The sequence below is a fragment of the Streptomyces sp. BK022 genome (genome assembly GCF_004217355.1).
In the GTDB taxonomy this organism is placed as follows: domain Bacteria; phylum Actinomycetota; class Actinomycetes; order Streptomycetales; family Streptomycetaceae; genus Streptomyces; species Streptomyces griseoluteus.
The window spans coordinates 625325-643392 of sequence record NZ_SHKU01000004.1; the positions used below are offsets into that span (position 1 = coordinate 625325).

General features: G+C 71.5%; 21 protein-coding genes. 12 read left to right on the top strand and 9 right to left on the bottom strand.

Annotated elements, in window-relative coordinates; all coding sequences use genetic code 11:
- Nucleotides 1-32: 32 nt before the first annotated feature.
- Entirely contained in the window at nt 33-809 is a 777-nt protein-coding gene (locus EV284_RS19645) for a response regulator (RefSeq protein WP_130335881.1), read from the top strand.
- 97 nt (nt 810-906) lie between these two features.
- Here the strand turns inward: EV284_RS19645 and EV284_RS19650 are convergent, their stop codons facing one another.
- Both EV284_RS19650 and EV284_RS19655 read right to left on the bottom strand, forming a co-directional pair.
- Nucleotides 907-2277, bottom strand: a complete 1371-nt coding sequence (locus tag EV284_RS19650; protein WP_130335883.1) for an MFS transporter — start codon at nt 2275-2277, stop codon at nt 907-909.
- On the bottom strand, nt 2243-3067 hold the full coding sequence (locus tag EV284_RS19655) for a MurR/RpiR family transcriptional regulator (RefSeq protein ID WP_130335885.1): 825 nt from the start codon (nt 3065-3067) through the stop codon (nt 2243-2245). The genes EV284_RS19650 and EV284_RS19655 overlap by 35 nt, the downstream gene beginning before the upstream one ends.
- 107 nt (nt 3068-3174) lie before the next feature.
- Between EV284_RS19655 and EV284_RS19660 the strand changes: the two genes are divergently transcribed.
- Nucleotides 3175-4626 (top strand): aromatic amino acid ammonia-lyase, encoded by a 1452-nt coding sequence (locus EV284_RS19660; protein ID WP_130335887.1) that lies wholly within the window; start codon nt 3175-3177, stop codon nt 4624-4626.
- A 102-nt stretch (nt 4627-4728) separates the two neighbouring features.
- Nucleotides 4729-5373, top strand: coding sequence for a dihydrofolate reductase family protein (locus EV284_RS19665; RefSeq protein ID WP_130335889.1), 645 nt, complete (start codon nt 4729-4731; stop codon nt 5371-5373).
- A gap of 167 nt (nt 5374-5540) precedes the next feature.
- Here the strand turns inward: EV284_RS19665 and EV284_RS19670 are convergent, their stop codons facing one another.
- Nucleotides 5541-5810 (bottom strand): helix-turn-helix transcriptional regulator, encoded by a 270-nt coding sequence (locus EV284_RS19670; RefSeq protein ID WP_242625735.1) that lies wholly within the window; start codon nt 5808-5810, stop codon nt 5541-5543.
- The gene (locus EV284_RS19675) at nt 5800-6102 is read right to left on the bottom strand and encodes a hypothetical protein (protein ID WP_130335891.1); all 303 of its coding nucleotides are present in this window, start codon (nt 6100-6102) and stop codon (nt 5800-5802) included. The genes EV284_RS19670 and EV284_RS19675 overlap by 11 nt, the downstream gene beginning before the upstream one ends.
- 563 nt (nt 6103-6665) lie before the next feature.
- On the opposite strand from EV284_RS19675, the gene EV284_RS19680 reads away from it, so the two are divergent.
- Nucleotides 6666-6890 carry a DUF397 domain-containing protein gene (locus tag EV284_RS19680; protein WP_242625736.1) on the top strand — a complete coding sequence of 75 codons (225 nt, stop codon included), beginning with the start codon at nt 6666-6668 and terminating at the stop codon, nt 6888-6890.
- 280 nt (nt 6891-7170) lie between these two features.
- Nucleotides 7171-7965 (top strand): SAM-dependent methyltransferase, encoded by a 795-nt coding sequence (locus EV284_RS19685; protein WP_278045849.1) that lies wholly within the window; start codon nt 7171-7173, stop codon nt 7963-7965.
- A 10-nt stretch (nt 7966-7975) separates the two neighbouring features.
- Here the strand turns inward: EV284_RS19685 and EV284_RS19690 are convergent, their stop codons facing one another.
- Complete coding sequence (locus tag EV284_RS19690) at nt 7976-8908, bottom strand: helix-turn-helix transcriptional regulator (RefSeq protein ID WP_242625737.1); 933 nt, start codon at nt 8906-8908, stop codon at nt 7976-7978.
- Between the two features lie 203 nt (nt 8909-9111).
- The gene (locus EV284_RS19695; protein ID WP_130335895.1) at nt 9112-9342 is read right to left on the bottom strand and encodes a DUF2945 domain-containing protein; all 231 of its coding nucleotides are present in this window, start codon (nt 9340-9342) and stop codon (nt 9112-9114) included.
- Nucleotides 9343-9476: 134 nt separating this feature from the next.
- Here EV284_RS19695 and EV284_RS19700 point away from each other — a divergent pair, with 134 nt between their 5' ends.
- Complete coding sequence (locus EV284_RS19700; protein WP_165425583.1) at nt 9477-9905, top strand: CBS domain-containing protein; 429 nt, start codon at nt 9477-9479, stop codon at nt 9903-9905.
- Nucleotides 9906-10070: 165 nt separating this feature from the next.
- The gene (locus EV284_RS19705) at nt 10071-10454 is read left to right on the top strand and encodes an SRPBCC family protein (RefSeq protein ID WP_130335899.1); all 384 of its coding nucleotides are present in this window, start codon (nt 10071-10073) and stop codon (nt 10452-10454) included.
- Between the two features lie 26 nt (nt 10455-10480).
- Here the strand turns inward: EV284_RS19705 and EV284_RS19710 are convergent, their stop codons facing one another.
- Nucleotides 10481-11845, bottom strand: a complete 1365-nt coding sequence (locus EV284_RS19710) for a DEAD/DEAH box helicase (protein ID WP_130335901.1) — start codon at nt 11843-11845, stop codon at nt 10481-10483.
- Between the two features lie 262 nt (nt 11846-12107).
- Between EV284_RS19710 and EV284_RS19715 the strand changes: the two genes are divergently transcribed.
- Nucleotides 12108-14177: a SpoIIE family protein phosphatase gene (locus EV284_RS19715; RefSeq protein WP_130335903.1), complete on the top strand. Its 2070-nt coding sequence runs from the start codon at nt 12108-12110 to the stop codon at nt 14175-14177.
- Between the two features lie 52 nt (nt 14178-14229).
- Here the strand turns inward: EV284_RS19715 and EV284_RS19720 are convergent, their stop codons facing one another.
- A complete protein-coding gene (locus tag EV284_RS19720; protein ID WP_130335905.1) occupies nt 14230-14715 on the bottom strand; it encodes a phospholipase in 486 nt (161 codons plus the stop codon).
- Between the two features lie 388 nt (nt 14716-15103).
- On the opposite strand from EV284_RS19720, the gene EV284_RS19725 reads away from it, so the two are divergent.
- A complete protein-coding gene (locus tag EV284_RS19725; RefSeq protein WP_130335907.1) occupies nt 15104-15553 on the top strand; it encodes an RpiB/LacA/LacB family sugar-phosphate isomerase in 450 nt (149 codons plus the stop codon).
- A 27-nt stretch (nt 15554-15580) separates the two neighbouring features.
- Here the strand turns inward: EV284_RS19725 and EV284_RS19730 are convergent, their stop codons facing one another.
- Entirely contained in the window at nt 15581-15934 is a 354-nt protein-coding gene (locus EV284_RS19730; protein ID WP_130335909.1) for a DUF6479 family protein, read from the bottom strand.
- A gap of 155 nt (nt 15935-16089) precedes the next feature.
- Here EV284_RS19730 and EV284_RS19735 point away from each other — a divergent pair, with 155 nt between their 5' ends.
- From EV284_RS19735 to EV284_RS19745, 3 genes are all read left to right on the top strand, one after another.
- Nucleotides 16090-16485: a ferredoxin gene (locus EV284_RS19735; RefSeq protein WP_130335911.1), complete on the top strand. Its 396-nt coding sequence runs from the start codon at nt 16090-16092 to the stop codon at nt 16483-16485.
- Nucleotides 16486-16524: 39 nt separating this feature from the next.
- A complete protein-coding gene (locus EV284_RS19740; RefSeq protein WP_130335913.1) occupies nt 16525-17382 on the top strand; it encodes an oxygenase MpaB family protein in 858 nt (285 codons plus the stop codon).
- Between the two features lie 135 nt (nt 17383-17517).
- Nucleotides 17518-18060: a hypothetical protein gene (locus tag EV284_RS19745; protein ID WP_130335914.1), complete on the top strand. Its 543-nt coding sequence runs from the start codon at nt 17518-17520 to the stop codon at nt 18058-18060.
- Nucleotides 18061-18068 lie beyond the last annotated feature (8 nt).

Here is an 18068-nt window from a genome sequence, read left to right on the forward strand (position 1 = left end):
GGGGGTGATGCCTAGGGCTTACGCTGCTGGTCATGCCTGGCAAGAACTTCGTCGCGCCGACCGCCCCGCAGCAGATGGCCGCCCTCGCGGACGCCGCCGTCGACGAGGTCGCGCGGCGTGTCGTCCATGAGGTCATGGGCGGAAGTTCTCGTATTCCCTCGCGGGACGATCCCATGCACGCGCTGACCCGGCTGCACGTGCTGACGCATCTCCAGCGGGCCGCCGAACGCCTCCAGCGCGCGGCGGCCGTGGACGCCGCACGCGCGGGCGCCGGCTACCCCCAGCTCGGCGAGGCCAGCGACATGACACGCCAGGGCGCCCGGCGCCGCTGGCCGGGACTCTTCACCCACTCCAATGAAGCACCCACGGAGCATCCGATGATGACCACCCCCACCCGCCCCTTCGACGTCCTGCTCGTCGAGGACGACGTCGCAGACGCCCTCCTCATCGAGGAGGCCCTGTCCGAGCGAGGCGCCCGGAACCTGGTCCAGGTCACCGACGGAGTCGCCGCGCTGGAGCACCTGCGGTCCCCGGACAGCGTGCGTCCCGACCTCATCGTGCTCGACCTCAACATGCCCCGTATGAACGGCCGTGAGCTGCTGCAGATCCTCAAGGCCGACGAGGAGTTCCAGACCATCCCCGTCGTCGTCCTCACCACGTCCTCCGCCCCCGACGACGTCACTGGCGCCTACCAGGGCCACGCCAACGCCTACGTCACCAAGCCCGTCAACCTCGCCGAATTCGAACAGGCCGTCCAGAGCATCGACGCCTTCTACCTCGAGACGGCAACCCGCCCGCCCCGCGCCTGACCCACCGCGGAGCACGGTCGTACGGACCCCGCCGGCCCGTACGACCGCACCGCGCTGCCCGCGTGGAGCCGTGGCAGCCCGCCGGACGGCCGGGCCGTCAGTCCAGGGCCACGTTCTTGGTCTCCGGGGCCCACGCCACCGATGCCGCCAGGCCGATCGCCAGGACCACGGTCAGGGCGAGCATGGTGGGCGAGAAGCCGATGTGGTCGAGGCTGAGGGGCAGGAGGAAGGTACCGATCGCGGAGCCGATGCGGCTCATGCCGTTGAGGAGGCCGACACCGGAGCTGCGGAGGTCGGTGGGGAAGAGCTCGGCGGGATAGACCTGGTCGAGGTTGACGGCCGCCGACATGGTGAAGGTGAAGACCAGGAACAGCGGGAAGAGCAGGGCCTTCGGCGCGTCGGGCCAGACCGCCATGGGCGCGAGCGCGGCGATGAGGACGACGAAGGACCAGATCGTCAGCCCCCGCCGGGTCATCTTCGCCACGAACCACAGGCCCGCCACACTGCCGCCCAGCAGGAACAGGTTCAGGATGCCGTCGCTGGTGGTGTCCTCCTCACCGACCCCGATCTTGGCCAGCACCAGCGGCAGGAACGTGTAGATGGCGAAGTACGGCACCACCTGGGCGTTGTAGAAGATGACGCCGAACGCCGTGCGCCGCCAGTACTCGGGGCCGAACAGGTCCCGGTAGCGTGCCCGGGGGCGCTCGCCCGCGGCGCCCGCGACACGGGCCAGCGAGGCGACCTCGTCCTCCTTGCCGCCGAGCCGGCGCACCACGGCCCGTGCCTGCTCCAGGTGCCCGCGCGCGACGAGCCAGCGCGGGGACTCCGGCACCCCGAGCCGCAGCAGCACCACCGCCAGCGCCGGCAGACTGCTGGACGCGAGCAGCCACCGCCACGCCTCGCCGCCGAGGCCGACCACCCAGTTGCCGAGGAAGAACGCCACCACGTACCCCACCGTCCACATGACGGTCAGGGACGCGAGCAGCCCGCCCCGGTAGCGGCGCGGGACGAACTCGGCGACCAGCGTGGGGCCCAGCGCGTAGTCGGCGCCGATGCCGATACCGATCAGCAGACGCAGGACGAACAACTGGCCGGGGCCGGTCACGAAGAACTCGGCGGCCGACGCGACCGCGATGAGCAGGAAGTTGTACGTGTAAAGGCGCTGGCGACCGATCCGGTCGGCTCCCCAGCCGACGACCACGCTGCCGAGGAAGATACCGATCAGCGCCGCCGCGCCGAGCAGCCCCTCCCACACGGAGCCGAATCCCAACTGCCGGGCGATCAACGGCAGCGCGATGCTGATGATGCCGAGTTCATAGCCGTCGGAGTAGTTCGCGCAGAACGTCAGCGCCGTGATGCGCAGATGGAAGCGGTTGAGGGGAGCGTCGTCGAACGCGGTCGCCGCCTTGTCACTCCCCGAGGGTCCGGGGTTGTCACTCCCGGAGGAAGAGGTCTTGCTCTGCGGCATAGTCTTCGAAACCTTCCAGTCGTTGCCGGGCCGAGGCACCGGCCGCGTCGGCCATCGCCTCCACCAGCGCCACGGTCAGCGAGACGACCGCGGCGTGCGAGTCGAACACGAACTCGGAGGCGACTCCCGCGCTCAGCACGTCGTCGGCGAGGGGGGTGAGCGCCGTGACGAGCCGGTCCGTGATCAGAAGCGTGTGCAGGCCCAGGGTGCGAGCCTGTTGGAGCGCGGCCGCGCACTCCCGCGGGTAGCGGGGGAGCGCGACCATCACCAGAGTTCGGGCGCCACACCGGTGGGCGTGTCGCAGCTGGTCGCCGAAGACACTGCCCGAGTCGGTCAGCAGCCGGACATCCGGATGGATCTTGGTGGCAAGGTAGGCGAACGAGGCGGCCTGAGCGGCCGACACGCGGTACCCCGCGACGACCAGCGGAACGGAGGCCATCAGCCGCTCGGCGATCGCCCGCAGCCGGGTCTCGTCGGAGAGCTGGGCGCGCAGCGCGGCGAGGTTCCGCACATCGGCGTCGACGGCGGCCTGGAACTTGTTGCCGCCGCGCGCCGGCACCGGCTCGGTGGTCGCGTCGCGCAGATAGCGCCGGAACCCCGCGTACCCGTCGAAGCCGAGCAGGGCGACGAAACGGGTCACCGACGGCTGGCTCACCTGCGCCTGCTCGGCCAGCTCGGCGCTGGTCAGCGCGGCGGCGTCGCGCGGGCGCTCGGCCAGGTAGCTGGCGATGCGCCGCTGGGCGGGGGTGAGCCGGTGCGCGGTGAGCAGCTCGTGCAGCGACCGGGGCACCAGGTTCTCCTTCTCGCCTTCTCGCCGGCAGGTTCTTGCCAGCAGGATGAATCAAGAGTTACATGCTATTCGCAGCAATGAATGAACTCTTGTCAAGAGGGGTGGCGATGACCGACTCCAGCCGCATCCTGATCAGCGGCGCCGGACTGAGGTGCGCCGACGTGGTCCGCGTGGCCCGGCGCAGCGCGTGGCCGAAGCTGGCGCCCGACGCGCTGACCAGGGCGGAGCAGAGCTACGAACTGGCCGTGGAGCTGGGGGCGAAGGGTGCCGTGTACGGCCGGACCACCGGCGTCGGCGCCAACCGCCACATCGTCGTCGACCCCGACGGTGCCGACCTGCACGGACTGCGCCTGCTGCGCAGCCACGCCGGGGGCACCGGCGCGCCGCTGCCCGACGACGCGGTGCGCGCGGTCATGGCCGTCCGCCTCAACCAGCTCGCCGCCGCCGGCAGCGGGGTGCACCCCCGGCTGCTCCGGGCGCTCGAACAGGCCCTGCGCGTAGGCGCGTTGCCCCTCGTGCACACCCGTGGCGCGATCGGCACCGGCGACCTCACCGCGCTGGCCGAGATCGCGCTGACCCTCGCCGGCGAACTGCCCTGGGAGTCCGGCGGGATCGACCCCGTCGCGATCAGCCCCGGCGACGCGCTCGCCTTCATCTCCAGCAACGCCGCGACCCTCGCCGAGGCCGTGCTCGCCTGGCACGACCTGTCCCGGCTGCTCGCGGCGAGCCATGTGGTGACCGCGCTGACCTTCTGCGCGCTGGGCGGCTCGGCCGAGGCGTACGACGAGCGGGTGCACGCCTCCCGGCCGCATCCCGGCGCCGTGCGGTGTGCCGCCGAGCTGCGCCGGCTGCTCACCTCGGGTGGCGATCTGCCACCCGGCCGCCGCCTCCAGGACCCGTTCGGCCTACGGGCCTTCCCCCAGGTGCAGGGGCCCGCGCTGGAAGCGGCCGCGCACGTGGAACAGGTGCTGGAGGTGGACATCAACGCGGCGGCGGAGAACCCGCTCATCGACACGGAGACCCGGCAGGCCTTCCACCACGGCCAGTTCTCCACCGCGCCCGTCGCGCTCGCCTTCGACTACCTGCGCGCCGCGCTCCACCACACGGCGGAGCTCTCCGCCGCCCGCCTCAGCGACCTCGTCGAACCCGACCTCAGCGGCCTGCCGCCCTTCCTCGCCGAGGGCCCTGCCGGCAGCTCCGGCGTCATGATCCTCGAGTACGTCGCCCACGACGCCCTCGGCACCCTGCGCCACGCCGCCTCCCCGGTCACCCTCGGCACCGCCGTCATCTCGCGCGGCCTGGAGGACCACGCCAGCTTCTCCACCCACGCGGTCCGCAGCACGGTCGCGGCGACGGCGGCCTACCGCACGGTCCTGGCCTGCGAACTCCTCGGAGCGGTGCGCGCGTTGCGCATGTCCGACACGGAACTGCCCGACACCCCCCTCCGCCACGCCTTCGCCCTGGCCTCGGCGAGCCTTCCGCATGTGGCCGAGGACCACCCGCTGAGCACGGAGATCCAGCAGGCGGAACGGCTGCTGGACCGGCTGGCGGTTCTGTAGGCGGGGCGCCCGGGCCCGCGTCGGGCGCGGGTACGCGAACCGCGATGAGTTTCACTGGTCCCGCCAGTCTCACCACCGTTGTCGACTGTCGAGGAGGAGCTCGTGGCGCAGCTGTTGCGGGTACAGAACTTCAATGTTTCCAGTGATGGGATCGGTGCCGGAGAGGAGCAGACGCTGGAGCGGCCGTTCGGGCACGTCGATCCCGGTGAGTTGTTCGCCTGGGCCGGCGCCACGGCGAGCTGGCCGATGCGGACGGAGCCGGGCGGGAGCCGGGGGCTGGACGACTACCTCACGCGGGACTACGCGCGGAACATCGGCGCGGAGATCATGGGCCGGAACAAGTTCGGACCGCAGCGGGGGCCCTGGGAGGACCTGGAGTGGCAGGGGTGGTGGGGTGACGAACCGCCTTTCCGGACACCGGTGTTCGTGCTGACGCACCACAAGCGGCCCTCGATCACCCTCTCCGACACCACGTTCCACTTCGTCGAGGGGGAACCGGCGGAGGTGCTCGCGCAGGCCAAGGAGGCGGCGCAGGGCAAGGACGTACGGCTCGGGGGAGGGGCCACCACCATCCGGGAGTTCCTCGACGCCGACCTGGTCGACACCCTGCACGTCGTGGTCTCGCCGGTGAAGTTCGGGTCCGGCGTACGGCTCTGGGACTCCCCGGACGACCTGCTGGACCGGTTCCACCGGGACGTCGTGCCCAGCCCGAGCGGAGTGACGCACCACCTGTTCTGGCGCAAGTGAACCAGCGCTCGGGGCAGCTCCCGAAGGGGGCTGCCCCGAGGCGGCCGTGTCGTCCCTCCTCCTCGTCCGCTCCGGCCGGGGGCGCCGGTGACCGTGCGGGCGGCGGGAGGCGGTCATCAGGAGCGCTCCGCACCTCCTCGCCCGACGGATGCTCTCGTGGCCGGCCCTCAGCGCGGCCGGGTACGACGACGGTCGTGTTCGTCCTCCCAGACCATGAGCAGCACCTGGGGATCGGCGCCGCACGCCCTGGCGCAGGTGACGATGAAGCGGCGGCTGGGGAAGCGCTGCCCGGCGAGGACATCGGTGAGGTGATCGAGAGCCGCCCCGGTCTTCCGGGCCAGGGCCTCGGGGCTCACGCGGGCCTGCCTGCGAACGCGCTCGATGACGTGTCCGATGTGGGCCGCGCTGTTCGCGGCGTGGCTGGATTCAGTGGGCATCGTGGGCCTCGCGGGCGCCGGAATCGTCGGGACGTTCCGTCCCAGGAGTGAGCCGGCAACGCGCACCGGGGGTGTGCGGGCATCGCTGTCCGGCCATGCGCAGCAGCACCAGACAGGCACCCGCCGCGGCGAGCCAGTGCTCGGACTGGTGGGCGAGGAACAACTGCCCGGCGGGGCCGACGGCAGCCTCCAGTGCGTCGACGACGCAGAGCGGGCACCTCCGGCCCCAGCGTGCGGGCCGGGGGCGGGCGTGGCGCGGTTTACGGCGCCGTCGCCGAGGGGAGGGGGTCATCGCGGGCCTCCTAGGAGGAATCGTGGATACGGGGCCCCGGCCGTCGACCGCCAAATCACGTACCGGGGCCCCGATGCCGCTCGACACGTCGCCGAGCACGACGGACGTTAAGTCGAACCAGGGCCATTCGGAATCCACTTGAGCAGCGGAATACGGCATTTCCCTTGCGATCGACGCCGTATTGCCAGCGGGATGCCTCACCGCTTCTGGGAGTCATGTTCGATTCGCGGGGAGAGTGCGCCGTGTTTGTGCGCCCGGTCTGTTCCAGCTGAGAGCCCCTGCATCGAGACCCGGATGGCGGTCTCCGCTATGACTGTACGAATGCCGCCCGCATACTCCTTGCCTTGTGCATATTCCTCCGTCCCGTTCAACGGAGCTTGAAATGAAGGGGAAGTGGCCGTCCGCGCGACGCACTTGCACGCCAGGGGCCGACAGTTGAATCGAGACATTGTTGAATGCAGCGTGCATACATGACGCGGAGAGCGGTCAACCTCTCCTCGTCTGGACCGGGATGCAATTGCATCCCGGCGACGGGGAGTTCATTCACCGCAGGAGGTCGTCCGGTGAGCAAACCGACGGTTGTGGAGCGACACGGCTCGAACGGGGCCGGCCTCGCGTGGCGGAAGAGTTCGTACAGCCTGCCGGAGGGCTCGTGCGTGGAGATCGCTCAGCCGTCCGGCGAGCAGGTGCTGTTCCGTGACTCCAAGACCCGGAACGGCCCGGTCATGGCGGTCTCGCGGGGGACCGCCGCCGCGTTCACCGCCGCGCTCGACCGCGGCGAACTCTGAGGCAGGTGAGGAGAGGAGCCGGCCGCGGCCCGGCCGGTGTCCTTCCCTGACTCCTGGTGCCCGCGTGGGTCCGTCCGACCGAACGGCGTCAATTCGGTACGGGCCCGTTCGTAAGGCTGTGAATACCGTTCACCTCTGGACATCGCTGCTGAACGGTCGGTATGGATGGGGACAATGCAAGTGCATTCCGCTCCTGGCGAGGACGGGTAGGCGTGGATGCCTGGGAGGGGACACGGTGGGGGACCGGGCCGCACACGGGCACGAGCAGGACAACAGCGACGTGTTCTCAGGGCAGGACCAGCCCCACAGCGCGCGGATGTACGACTACTACCTGGGCGGAAAGACCAATTACCGCGTGGACCGGGAAGCGGCCCAGGCGGTGATCCGGCTGTTCCCGGCGATCGAGACCGTGGCCCGGGTGAACCGCGCCTATATGCACCGGGCCGCGCGGTACCTGGCGCAGCGGTGCGGAATTCGGCAGTTCGTCGACGTGGGTACCGGTATCCCGACCGCGCCCAACCTGCACGAGGTCGTCCAGGACGTCGCGCCGGAGTGCCGGGTCATGTACGTCGACAACGACCCGATCGTGCTGGTCTACGCGGACGAACTGCTCGCCGGTACTCCCGAGGGGCGAACGGGCTATCTCCAGGCGGACGCCACCGACCCCGCCGCGGTCCTGGCCGCGGTGGAGGCCGAGGGTGTCGTGGACCTCGGCGAGCCAGTGCTCCTCAGCCTCCACGCACTGCTGCACTTCATCCCCGACGACCGGGACCCCTACGGCATCGTTCGCGCCTTCATGGGCCACCTCGCCCCCGGCTCCTACCTCAGCCTGACCCACTGCACGGGTGACTTCGCCCCGGAGACCTGGGACGCGATCATCGAGACGTACGTCCGGCGGGGGACGCCCGCGCAGGTGCGCAGCCGGGCGGAGGTGGAGCGGTTCTTCGAGGGGCTCGAACTCATCCAGCCGAAGGTGGTGCTGGCGCACCAGTGGCACCCTCAGGTGGGGAGCGGACCGGCGGTGCTCAGTGACCGGCTCGTGTCGTTGTACGCGGGGGTGGGGCGGAAAGCCTGACCGCTGACGGTCACTTGTAGCGATCCGCCAGATGCCGCAACCTGCGCCGCATGGCGTGGGAATCCAGCGAGCGAGTGGCGAGTGCGTCGAACGCCTTCTTGCGCCGGTCCACCATTTCCTCGTCCTCGATGACCAGGCCACCGTCGTAGCCCTCGGTGAAGACGATCGTCGGAAGGAGAGGGCCGGCGAAGTCGAATATCGTCGTGGGGCCGAGCTCGACATGCACGTCGTAGTCGTTCAGCGGCGCAAGACGCAGCTTGATGCGGGGCTGGGACATCAGGGTCAACAGGTGCTCCAGCTGCCGCCGCATGATGGCCCGTGAACCGACGGGGCGCAGGAGCGTGGATTCGTCCACGATGCAAATCAGCTGCTTGTCCGGCGCATTGGCGAATCGTTCTTTACGCTGGGCCCGGAACCTCGCCAGCACGTCATGACTGCTCTCGGCGCCCCGGCCCCGGCCGATCAGCGCACGTGCGTACTCCGGCGTCTGGAGCAGGCCGTGCAGGTACGTGGGCTCGTAGGACTTGACCCGGATTGCCATGTCCTCGAAGCTCACCACGGCCTGCAAGTACTTGGGCGTGACCGCGGACCACTCGTGCCACCAGGCGCTCTTATGGGCCGCCGCTGCCAGTTCCAGCAGGTTGCCCCGTTCGGCATCCGCGATCGAGTACAACTCGAAGAACCGCAGCAGGTCCCGTTCTCTGGGGGAGGTGGTCCCGGATTCGATCCGGCTCACCTTCGAGGCGGACACCCCCAGTCGGTCGGCCGCCTGTCCGGCGCTCAGCCCTGCGGCCTCCCGGCAGAAGCGCAGGGCATTGCCCAGCACCATGCGTGCCGCACGTGGCGCCGCCTCGTTCTGGAGGTAGCGCACCGCTCCCCTACGCCCGGCCCTGTGGCCGGAGCCGTCGTCAGGCTCCATGGCGGCGGGCAACTCATCGAACACTTGTGCTCCTTGATTCCTTACACGAAGCGTGTTGCTGCTGGCACACATAGTGCCCGCCGGTGCCCGTGTCGGAGGGTGAATCGCAACAATGTCCAATTAGTGCTCACATGCCCGCCGAAACACCGACCCCGCTCAGCGTCGGACGGCCGAGCGGACCGCGTCAACGTGGCGAGGTCTGGCGCGGGTTGGCGCTGGCCGACCCGCTACGACCTCCCCTTCTTCTTCAGCGCCGAAGGCTTGTGCACCGCGGTCCGCCCCGACTTGTCGCTGCGGACCTCGTACTGCGGGTCGTCGGGGGAGGCGTCGACCGTGCGGCCGGCTGCCTCGGTACGGTCGGTGATCTTCCGTTCGACCTTGCCGGTGGTCTCGGTGCCGTGAGTGCTCCAGGCGACCTTGTCGCCCTTGGCGGGGCGGTCCTTGTCGGAGGCGTTCATGGGGGCTCCTGGTGAGAGGCGTCCTTCCACCCTGGCCGGACGCCGGCCCGTTCGCACCCGGGCGCGGGGTCATGGCCGCGTCGCGGGGTACACGGTGGGGCGTAGGACCGTGGCCGATCAAGGAGGAAGTGGCGATGGACAGGGTGCGCGAGATCATGACGGGAAGCCCCACGACGGTGGACGGCCGGGAGTCCGTCACGTCCGTGGCGCGGACGATGCGGGACGACGGGGTCGACGTCGTGCTCGTGGTGGAGGGCGGCGCGCTGCGGGGACTCGTCAGCGATCACGATCTCGTCGTACACGCGCTGGCCGAGGCGGCAGACGCCGAGGAGATGACCGTGGCCGAGGTGGTACGCGGAGGGCTCGTCACCGTCGACATCGACGACGGTCTCGACGACGTCGCCCGGCTGATGGAGGAGAACGCGGTCCGGCAGGTCGCCGTCATCGAGAGCGGTTCCCCGGTCGGCGTCGTGAACGCGAGCGACCCCCGCCTTCAGGGCCGCTCCGGCCGCATCGACTCACCCACCCCGGAACACGCCCGCAAGTCACGCGGCGACAGCTAGGGGGTGTCCACCCGGTCCTGGCGGGCCGGCGGCGCGCCAGGACCGGGGAGACCGCCCACGTGCTTCCCGGCGGCGAGCGGCGGGCGCCCGGACCGCGTCCCCGCTCGCCGCGCGGCCCCCCGCCCGCCCCCTTACATTGGGCCGGACACCGCTGGGAGGACAGTCATGCGGCACACCGTCACGGTCGCGGGCCCCGCTGCGCCCGATGTGGTCTGGGAGCGGTACGCGCGCTACGAGGAGTGGGCCCGCTGGGCGCCGCACCTGCGCGCGGTCCGGACGGAGGGCGACGTCATCCGGCCGGGTGCCCGGGGCGAGGTCGAGGTCGCCGGGTTCCTGCGCGGGCGCTTCGAGGTCACCGAGGTCGACGAGCCGAAGGGCGCCTGGGCCTGGAAGGTCAACTTCCTCGGTATCCCGGTACTGGTGGGACACACCATGGAGGCGCAGGGTACGGGTACCCGGGTAGCCGTCCACCTGACGGCGCCCCTACCGGTACCGCTGGTCTACGCCCCCATGGTCGACTGGGCGCTGCACCGGCTGACCCGGGTCTGACGCGGCTCCCACGCCGCGCCCGGGACTCACCGCCCGCGCCGCACCTGCGCCGCCCGCCGGGCCTCCGCCAGCTTGCGGGCCTCGCTCGTCTTGCGCGACGGCCGACCGCCGGACGCGTCCTTGCTGGAGCCCATGCCCCGGAAGGGCGCGTTGGTGTTCTTGGGGCGCGACGAGGGACCGCCGTCGAGCGGGGTGCCCGACGGCCTGCGGGCGCCGGTGATGCGGGTGAGCGCGGCCTCGCCGGAGCGCACCTTGGTGACCGTCGGCTCGATTCCGGCCTCCGACGTCACCTTGCTCAGCTCGCGCCGCTGACCCGACAGCACCAGGGTGACCACGCTGCCGGAGCCGCCGCCACGCGCGGTGCGGCCGGCCCGGTGCAGGTAGTCCTTGGCATCGGCGGGCGGGTCGACGTTGACCACCAGGTCGAGGTCGTCGATGTGGAGGCCGCGCGCGGCGACGTTCGTCGCCACCAGCGCGGTGATCTGCCCGTCCTTGAACTGCGCGAGGGTACGGCTGCGCTGCGGCTGGGACTTGCCGCTGTGCAGGGCCGCCGCGTGCACCCCGCTGGCCCGCAGGTGCCGGGTGAGCTGGTCGGCGCCGTGCTTGGTGTCCAGGAACAGCAGCACCCGGCCGTCCCGGGCGGCGATCTCCGTGGTCACGGCATACCGGTCCGGCCCGTGCACGACCAGGACGTGGTGGTCCATCGTCGTGACCGCGCCGGCCGAGGGGTCGACGGAGTGCGAGGCCGGGTCCTGGAGGTGGTCGCGGACCAGGCCGTCGACATCGCCGTCCAGGGTCGCGGAGAACAGCATGCGCTGACCGTCGGGCCGTACCTGCTCCAGGGCCTCGGTGACCTGCGGCAGGAAGCCCATGTCGCACATCTGGTCGGCCTCGTCGAGCACCGTGATGCGGACCCGCCCCAGACGGCACGCCTTGCGTTCGATGAGGTCGTGCAGCCGGCCGGGGGTGGCGACGACGACCTCGGCGCCGTCGCGCAGGGCGGCGATCTGGCGGCCGATCGACATGCCGCCGACCACCGCGGCCATCCGCAGCCCCAGCGCGTCGGCGTACGGGGTCAGCGCCTCGCACACCTGCTGGGCCAGCTCACGGGTGGGTACCAGGACGAGGGCCAGCGGCTGCTTGGACTCGGCCCGGCGGCCCGCCGTACGCGCGAGCAGGGGGAGGCCGAAGGCGAGGGTCTTGCCGGAGCCGGTGCGGGCGCGTCCCAGGATGTCGCGGCCGGCGAGGGCGTCGGGGATCGTGGCCGCCTGGATCGGGAAGGGCTCGCGCACATCCAGTTCGGCGAGCTTGCGCTGCACCGCGGGCGGCAGGTCCAGGTCGGCGAAGGAGGTCACCGACGGCTGCGACTCGGCGGGGTCCGGGTGGTTCATGACAAGCCTTCCGCAAGAGGGGACGTACCGAGGAAGGCCCGGTAGGACGAGGTACGGCGACCGGACGGGCGGGGCCGCCGACCGTCACTACCGTGCAAAAGTTTCACGCTAACACAAGGCGCGTACCAGGGTCCGGTCGGCCTGATACCCCGATCCGCTCGGGCAGGAGCGGATCAGAGGTGCACGGCATAGTGGTATGAGCTGATGCAAAAGACGCGTTCCGTGTACTCGTACCGGAGCGGTCGACGGGAAGGCGACAGGTATGGGTGGCAAGGACTCGTGGGAGCACGGGCCCGACCCGGACGAGGACCGGGCGGTCAGGGCGTCCGGCGGCCTGCTCGACCTGCTGCACGCCTCCGCCGTGGTCATGGACGCCGAGGGCCGCATCGTCCTGTGGAGCCCCGAGGCCGAGCAGCTGTTCGGTTACGACGCCTCCGAGGCGCTCGGCCGGCTGATCGAAGACCTGCTGGCGCTGCCCGAGGACGCGCAGCGCATCCAGGACCTGTTCAAGCAGGCGCAGGTCGGCACCACCGTCGCGGGGATCTTCCGCGCCCGGTGCAGGGACGGTTCGACCCGTTCGGTCGAATACCGCAAGGGCCGTCTGCACGATCCCGACGGCAATGTGCTCGGGCTGGCGCTCGCGGCCGACGTGGACACCATGCGCCGGATGGAGAGCGACCTCGCCCTGTCCGAGCTGCTGATCAACCAGTCGCCGGTCGGCCTCGCCGTCTTCGACACCGAGCTGCGCTGGATGCGTATCAACGACGCCCTGAGTACCGCTAACGGGGTGACCGAGGAGGACGTGGTCGGGCGGCGGCTCGCGGACACGCTGCCGGGCGTGGACACCCAGGCCATCGAGGCCGCGATGCGCCGCGTGCTGCGTACCGGTGCGCCGATACTCGACCACCGCACCATCGGCCGCGTCCCGGCCGATCCGGACCATGACCACGCCTGGTCGGAGTCGTACTACCGGATCGAGGACCGGCGCGGGAAGGTGCTGGGCGTCGCGGTGTCCGTCGTGGACGTCACCGCCCGCCATCTCGCCGCGGCCGAGATCGCGGCCGCGCACCGGCACCTGGCGACCCTCTCCGAAGCCAGCGCCGACATCGGCAGCACGCTCGACCTGCGGCAGACGGCGCGGGAACTGGCCGAGGCGGTCGTGCCCAGGTTCGCCGACCTGGCGACGGTGGACCTGCTGGAGTCCGTCGCCACGGGGCGGCGCACCGCGCCGGGCGACCAGGCCCGGTTCGTCGCCGTCGCCGTCGCCCCCGCGGAGCCGGACGACGACATGGGCGGCGCCGCGCTGTGGGAGGACCTCGACACCGAGGAACCGGCCCCCTTGATGCGGCGAAGCGTCCGGGAGGGCACCCCGGCGATGATCCCCCGCGTGGACTCCGCCGCGCTGCGCCGGATCTCGGGCGACGAACAGGCCGGCGCGGCGCTCCGCAAGGCGGGGGTGCGCAGTTACCTCGTGGCGCCGCTGGTCGCGCGGGGCACCGTGCTCGGCGTGCTCAGCCTGTACCGCACGGGCAGCACCCGCCCCTTCGACAGCCGTGACCTGCAGATGGTGTGCGAGATCGTCGGTCGGGCTGCCATCAGTGTGGACAACGCCCTGCTGTACGGCCGCGAGCGGGACACCGCGCTCACCCTCCAGCGCAGCCTGCTCCCGCAGACCCCGCCCGAGCAGCCGGAGGGGCTGGAGATCGCGGTCGGCTACCGCCCCGCGGGCAGCGGCACCGAGGTCGGCGGCGACTGGTACGACGTACTGCCGCTCAGCGACGGCAAGGTGGGCCTCGTCGTCGGCGACGTGATGGGCAGCGGTGTACGGGCCGCCGCCATCATGGGCCAACTACGCACCACCACGCGGGCGCTGGCCCGCCTCGACCTGCCGCCCGCCGAACTGCTCGGCCACCTGGACGAGACCGCCGCCACCCTCAGCGAGTCCTTCGCCACGTGCGTCTACGCGGTCTGCGACCCCAAGCGCGGCACCTGCACCTTCTCCAGCGCGGGCCACCTCCCGCCGGTCCTCGTCCACCCGGACCACGAAGCCACGCTCCTCACCGTCCCCACCGCCGCCCCCCTGGGCGTCGGCGGAGTGCCCTTCGGCACGCTGGAGGTCAAACTCCCCGAGGGCTCCCTGCTCGCCCTCTACACCGACGGCCTGGTGGAGACCCGGTACGACGCCATCGACGTCGGGCTCCACGCCCTCTCCCGCACGCTGGAGAACGCGACCGGCTCTCTCCAGCAGACCTGCGACAGCCTCCTCGACACGGTCGACCCCACGTCGGCGGACGATGTGGCGCTGCTGCTGGCGCGGTTCGGCGGGGCGTAGTCCCGCACAGGGAGCCGGGCACGCGGGCGGACGGCGTGCCCGGCTCGGCCGGTCAGGACCGGGCGGTGTCCGCGCCCTTCAGACCGAAGATGTCGACAGCGTGGTAGTAGGTCCAGGCCGTGGAGTTGCAGGACGTCTTGTTGGCACCGGAGTAGTTGTTGCAGACGCGCTTGAGGTCCTCGTAGAAGGCGGAGTCGATGCGGGACTTGTTCGCGGAGAAGGTGCCGGCGGCCTTGTAGTTGCGGTAGCCGAAGTCATGGCGGGCGCACGCGGTCTGGAAGGGGAAGCCGAAGGGGTTGTCGGGGGAGGAACTGCAGTAGTCCGTCGACCAGTCGAAGCCGTAGGCGGCCCAGGCGCCCTGGTTGCCCCGCGCGGAGACCCAGGCGTTGTAGCTGGCGGCGCTGGTCTGGGTCCAGGAGCTGAGCACCTGCGGCTTGTCGGCGGGCGCCGCCGAGGCGTCACTGGCGAGTACCAGCACCGCGGGGAGTGCCAGAGCGGCACCGGCGGCGGCGAGGGAGACGGCGTGGGGACGGCGCATGGAAGACCTCCGGAGTGTGGGGCCCAGCAGGCCTCGCGGGGTTCGCGAGGCGGGCTCAGCTTGGACCACCACTCGCCGACCTGAACAGTCCATGTCAAAGAATTCCTCGCACGAATTTCAACAGACTGTCAGCTCGAACCGGTCTCAACTCGGCCAATCCGGCGGCTATCACATCGCGTGGGGGACTTCGTGTGCTTCGCGCGGGAGGGTGTGCGTCAAGTGAACCTACGCAGAGAACAATTGACGCTTCGTCATGCACGTGGGCAACGGCCCCTCACCCGGCTGCGGGTCGGTGGAGGACCGTTGAAGAGGGCCGCGAGCGGGCAGGCCGGGGCCGATTCCGGGTAGCGTTGACACCCGTACAGGCGCGACGGAAAAGAGGTGGCCCGTGCGGATCTCCGTCTCCTCCGACATGGACGAACCGGTGGCCCGTCTGCTCGTCGCCGAACTGCGCGAGCGGGGTCACGAGGTGCGCGCGCACGGCGCGCTACGGGCCGGGGCCGACCCTCAGTGGGCGGTGTGCTCGGAGGCGGCCGCGCGGGAGGTCGCCGAGGGCGCGGCCGAGCAGGCCGTCGTCTGCTGCTGGACCGGCACCGGCGCCTCGATCGCCGCGAACAAGGTGCCGGGAGTGCGCGCCGCGCTCTGCGCCGACGCCGCCACGGCGGAGGGCGCGCGCCGCTGGAACGACGCCAATGTCCTCGCCCTCAGCCTGCGCCTCACCTCGGAGCCGCTGCTGCGGGAGATCCTCGACGCCTGGTTCGCGGCGGCGCCCAGCCACGACGAGGAGGACCGCCGCAACGTGGCCCACGTCGAAGCACTCGACGCGCGGCCACGCTGAGACGGTCCTCGCGGGTGGGGTTCCGGGTCAGTGGGCGCCCAGGCCACCTCCGCCGAACGAGCCGCTGGACCCCTTGCTCCAGCGCGGCCGGTCCTTGTTCTCACTGGGCCTGGTGTGCATGTTGTGGAGTTCGTACGGGGTGAGCGCGCGCCCGCCCTTGGGGGTCTGCGGGATCTCGTCGGGTTCCCGGTTCTCCTGTATCTCCCGAGTCACGCCCTCCGGGGGAAGGTGTGGCTGTTCCTCGGCGCTGGGGCGGGGTGGCTCCCTGTCCTTGATCCGGCTGTTGATCCAGAAGCCGCCCGCGAGCAGTGCCAGCACGCCGACGGCCACGACGAAGAGCACCAGGCTGATGAGCCCGCTCGGTGCCGCCAACTGTGTCATCGCGGTGTTCATAGCAGTGGAGTACCCCGTACAAACGGTGCGAACCGGACACGTTGGGTGGCTGTTCGTAGCACCCGGTGCACCACCGGACTTTCGGCACCCACAGGGCCGTTGCCGACGCGTTTACGCCGCCGCACCACGGCTACCCGCCCCCTGTGACACCTCCGCCCCACCCTTCACGACAGCAGCTCTACCAGTTCCTGGAGGACAGGTTCGCCTGCGCCCAGGCCTGCTCCGACTGTGCGCGGGCCTGCGCGGTGCGCGCCAGCCTCGTCGGCTCGTACGGCACCGCCGGGCAGGAGCGCGCCCGGCGCCTCGGGATCATGTGCGCCGAGGTGTGCGACACCACCTGCCGCGCGCTCTCCGAGGAGGGCCGCGCGGACGGCGAGGGCACCGAGGACGAGATCAGGCTCCAGCTCGAATGGTGCCGCTCCCTCTGTGTCGAGGCGGCCGAGGCGTTCGACGGCCAGCCCGGCGCCGAGAACGCCGCCAACGCCTGCCGTACCTGCGCCCAGGCGTGCACGGACTTCATGGCGGCCCTCGCCGCCTGACCCTGTCCCGGCGCGCGGAGCGCGGCGTAGCCTGCGGGCATGGACGGCGCGCGCGCACGCGATCCGGGTCTGTTCACCCCGGCCTCGGTGACCTGGCAGCTCCACGGCGACCCGATGATGTGGATCGCCGGTGTCCGTGCGCTCTACCTCCAGGCGCTGCACCCGCGCGCGGTGCGCGGTGTCCTGCAGAACTCCGACTTCCGCCGTGACGCCTGGGGCAGGCTGCTGCGCACCGCGGACTTCGTCGGCGTCACCACCTACGGCACCACCGAGGACGCCGAGCGCGCCGGGGAGCGCGTGCGCAAGATCCACAGCATGCTGACCGCGGCCGACCCGGACACCGGCGAGTGCTACGGGGTCGGCGAGCCGGACCTGCTGCTCTGGGTGCACTGCGCCGAGATCGGGTCCTACCTCCATGTCCTGCGCCGCTCCGGCTTCCCGCTCACCGGCGCCCAGGCCGACCGCTACCTCGCCGAGCACCGGGTGAGCGCGCGTCTGGTCGGCCTCGACCCGTCCGGGGTCCCCGCCGACCGGGCCGCGCTCGACGCCTACTTCGAGCAGGTCCGCCCCGAGCTGGCCGCCGGACCCGAGGCCCGCGAGGTCGACGACTTCCTGCGCCGGCCGCCGGTCCACCCCCTGCTCGTCCCGGCCCGGGCCCTCCTCTGGCGCCACGTCGCCGGTCTCGCCTACGCCTCACTCCCCACCTGGGCCCACGCCCTCTACGGCCGCCCCGCGCCCCCGCCCGCCGCGGTCACCCGCCACCTGCGCACCACGGGCACCCTCCTGCGCGCGATCCCCAGTTCCCTGCGCCGCCGGACCCCGCCCCGGCACCTGCTGCACGCGGTCGCCCGCCTGGGCCCCGCCGCCTGCCCCCACCCGACGCGCGTGCCGCTCTGAGGCCGTGATCGCCTTTTGGTAACGCCTGGTAGAAGCAGGCGAGTTGGCAGTACCCGTGACACCCGCGTGCCGGTACGCTCCCGCCTTCCGGGAGCGCACGGCATGCTCACCGACCCCTTCTGACGAGGAGCAGAGTTGTCCCTCACCGCACCCACCGTCACCTCTTTGTCCCGCCGCACCGCCGTTCCCGCCGCCCTCCTGCTGCCCGCCGCCCTGCTCACCGGATGCTCCCTGGCCGACAGCGGCGCACGCTGCGACGGCTCGGGTGCCGCGCGCGAGGACCTCGCCGCCCAGAAGGTGCTGTCCTCGCCGCCCGCCGGGGCCACCGACCCGGCCAACTACCGGGGCGCGGGCGTCTCCACGGGCTGCGACGACGACAGCCCGGGCCCGGCCTGGCTGCACGCCGGCCGCGTCTACGCCTTCCCCGGCACCCGCCAGGCCGTCATCGACCACTACACGCGCACCGCCGCCGCCCAGGGCTGGACCAGCGGGCCGACCCCGCACGCCGGCGCCGCCTGCTGGACCCGGATCGACGACGGGCGCCACCTGGTGCTCGACGTCGACTTCCAGCTCGACACCTGGTCCCCCGTCCCCGACCCCGGCAAGGGCATCGGCTACGAGGTCATGGTCGGCTCCGACGCCGACGGCGGCGCGGCAGGAGGGAACTGCACGGACTGAGGGCAGAC

Excerpts from the sequence above, each read along its gene's own strand:
- EV284_RS19645 (WP_130335881.1), top strand. The coding sequence starts at position 33 with ATGCCTGGCAAGAACTTCGTCGCGCCGACCGCCCCGCAGCAGATGGCC.
- EV284_RS19650 (WP_130335883.1), bottom strand. The coding sequence starts at position 2,277 with ATGCCGCAGAGCAAGACCTCTTCCTCCGGGAGTGACAACCCCGGACCC.
- EV284_RS19660 (WP_130335887.1), top strand. The coding sequence starts at position 3,175 with ATGACCGACTCCAGCCGCATCCTGATCAGCGGCGCCGGACTGAGGTGC.
- EV284_RS19670 (WP_242625735.1), bottom strand. The coding sequence starts at position 5,810 with ATGCCCACTGAATCCAGCCACGCCGCGAACAGCGCGGCCCACATCGGA.
- EV284_RS19675 (WP_130335891.1), bottom strand. The coding sequence starts at position 6,102 with ATGACCCCCTCCCCTCGGCGACGGCGCCGTAAACCGCGCCACGCCCGC.
- EV284_RS19695 (WP_130335895.1), bottom strand. The coding sequence starts at position 9,342 with ATGAACGCCTCCGACAAGGACCGCCCCGCCAAGGGCGACAAGGTCGCC.
- EV284_RS19700 (WP_165425583.1), top strand. The coding sequence starts at position 9,477 with ATGGACAGGGTGCGCGAGATCATGACGGGAAGCCCCACGACGGTGGAC.
- EV284_RS19705 (WP_130335899.1), top strand. The coding sequence starts at position 10,071 with ATGCGGCACACCGTCACGGTCGCGGGCCCCGCTGCGCCCGATGTGGTC.
- EV284_RS19710 (WP_130335901.1), bottom strand. The coding sequence starts at position 11,845 with ATGAACCACCCGGACCCCGCCGAGTCGCAGCCGTCGGTGACCTCCTTC.
- EV284_RS19715 (WP_130335903.1), top strand. The coding sequence starts at position 12,108 with ATGGGTGGCAAGGACTCGTGGGAGCACGGGCCCGACCCGGACGAGGAC.
- EV284_RS19720 (WP_130335905.1), bottom strand. The coding sequence starts at position 14,715 with ATGCGCCGTCCCCACGCCGTCTCCCTCGCCGCCGCCGGTGCCGCTCTG.
- EV284_RS19730 (WP_130335909.1), bottom strand. The coding sequence starts at position 15,934 with ATGACACAGTTGGCGGCACCGAGCGGGCTCATCAGCCTGGTGCTCTTC.
- EV284_RS19740 (WP_130335913.1), top strand. The coding sequence starts at position 16,525 with ATGGACGGCGCGCGCGCACGCGATCCGGGTCTGTTCACCCCGGCCTCG.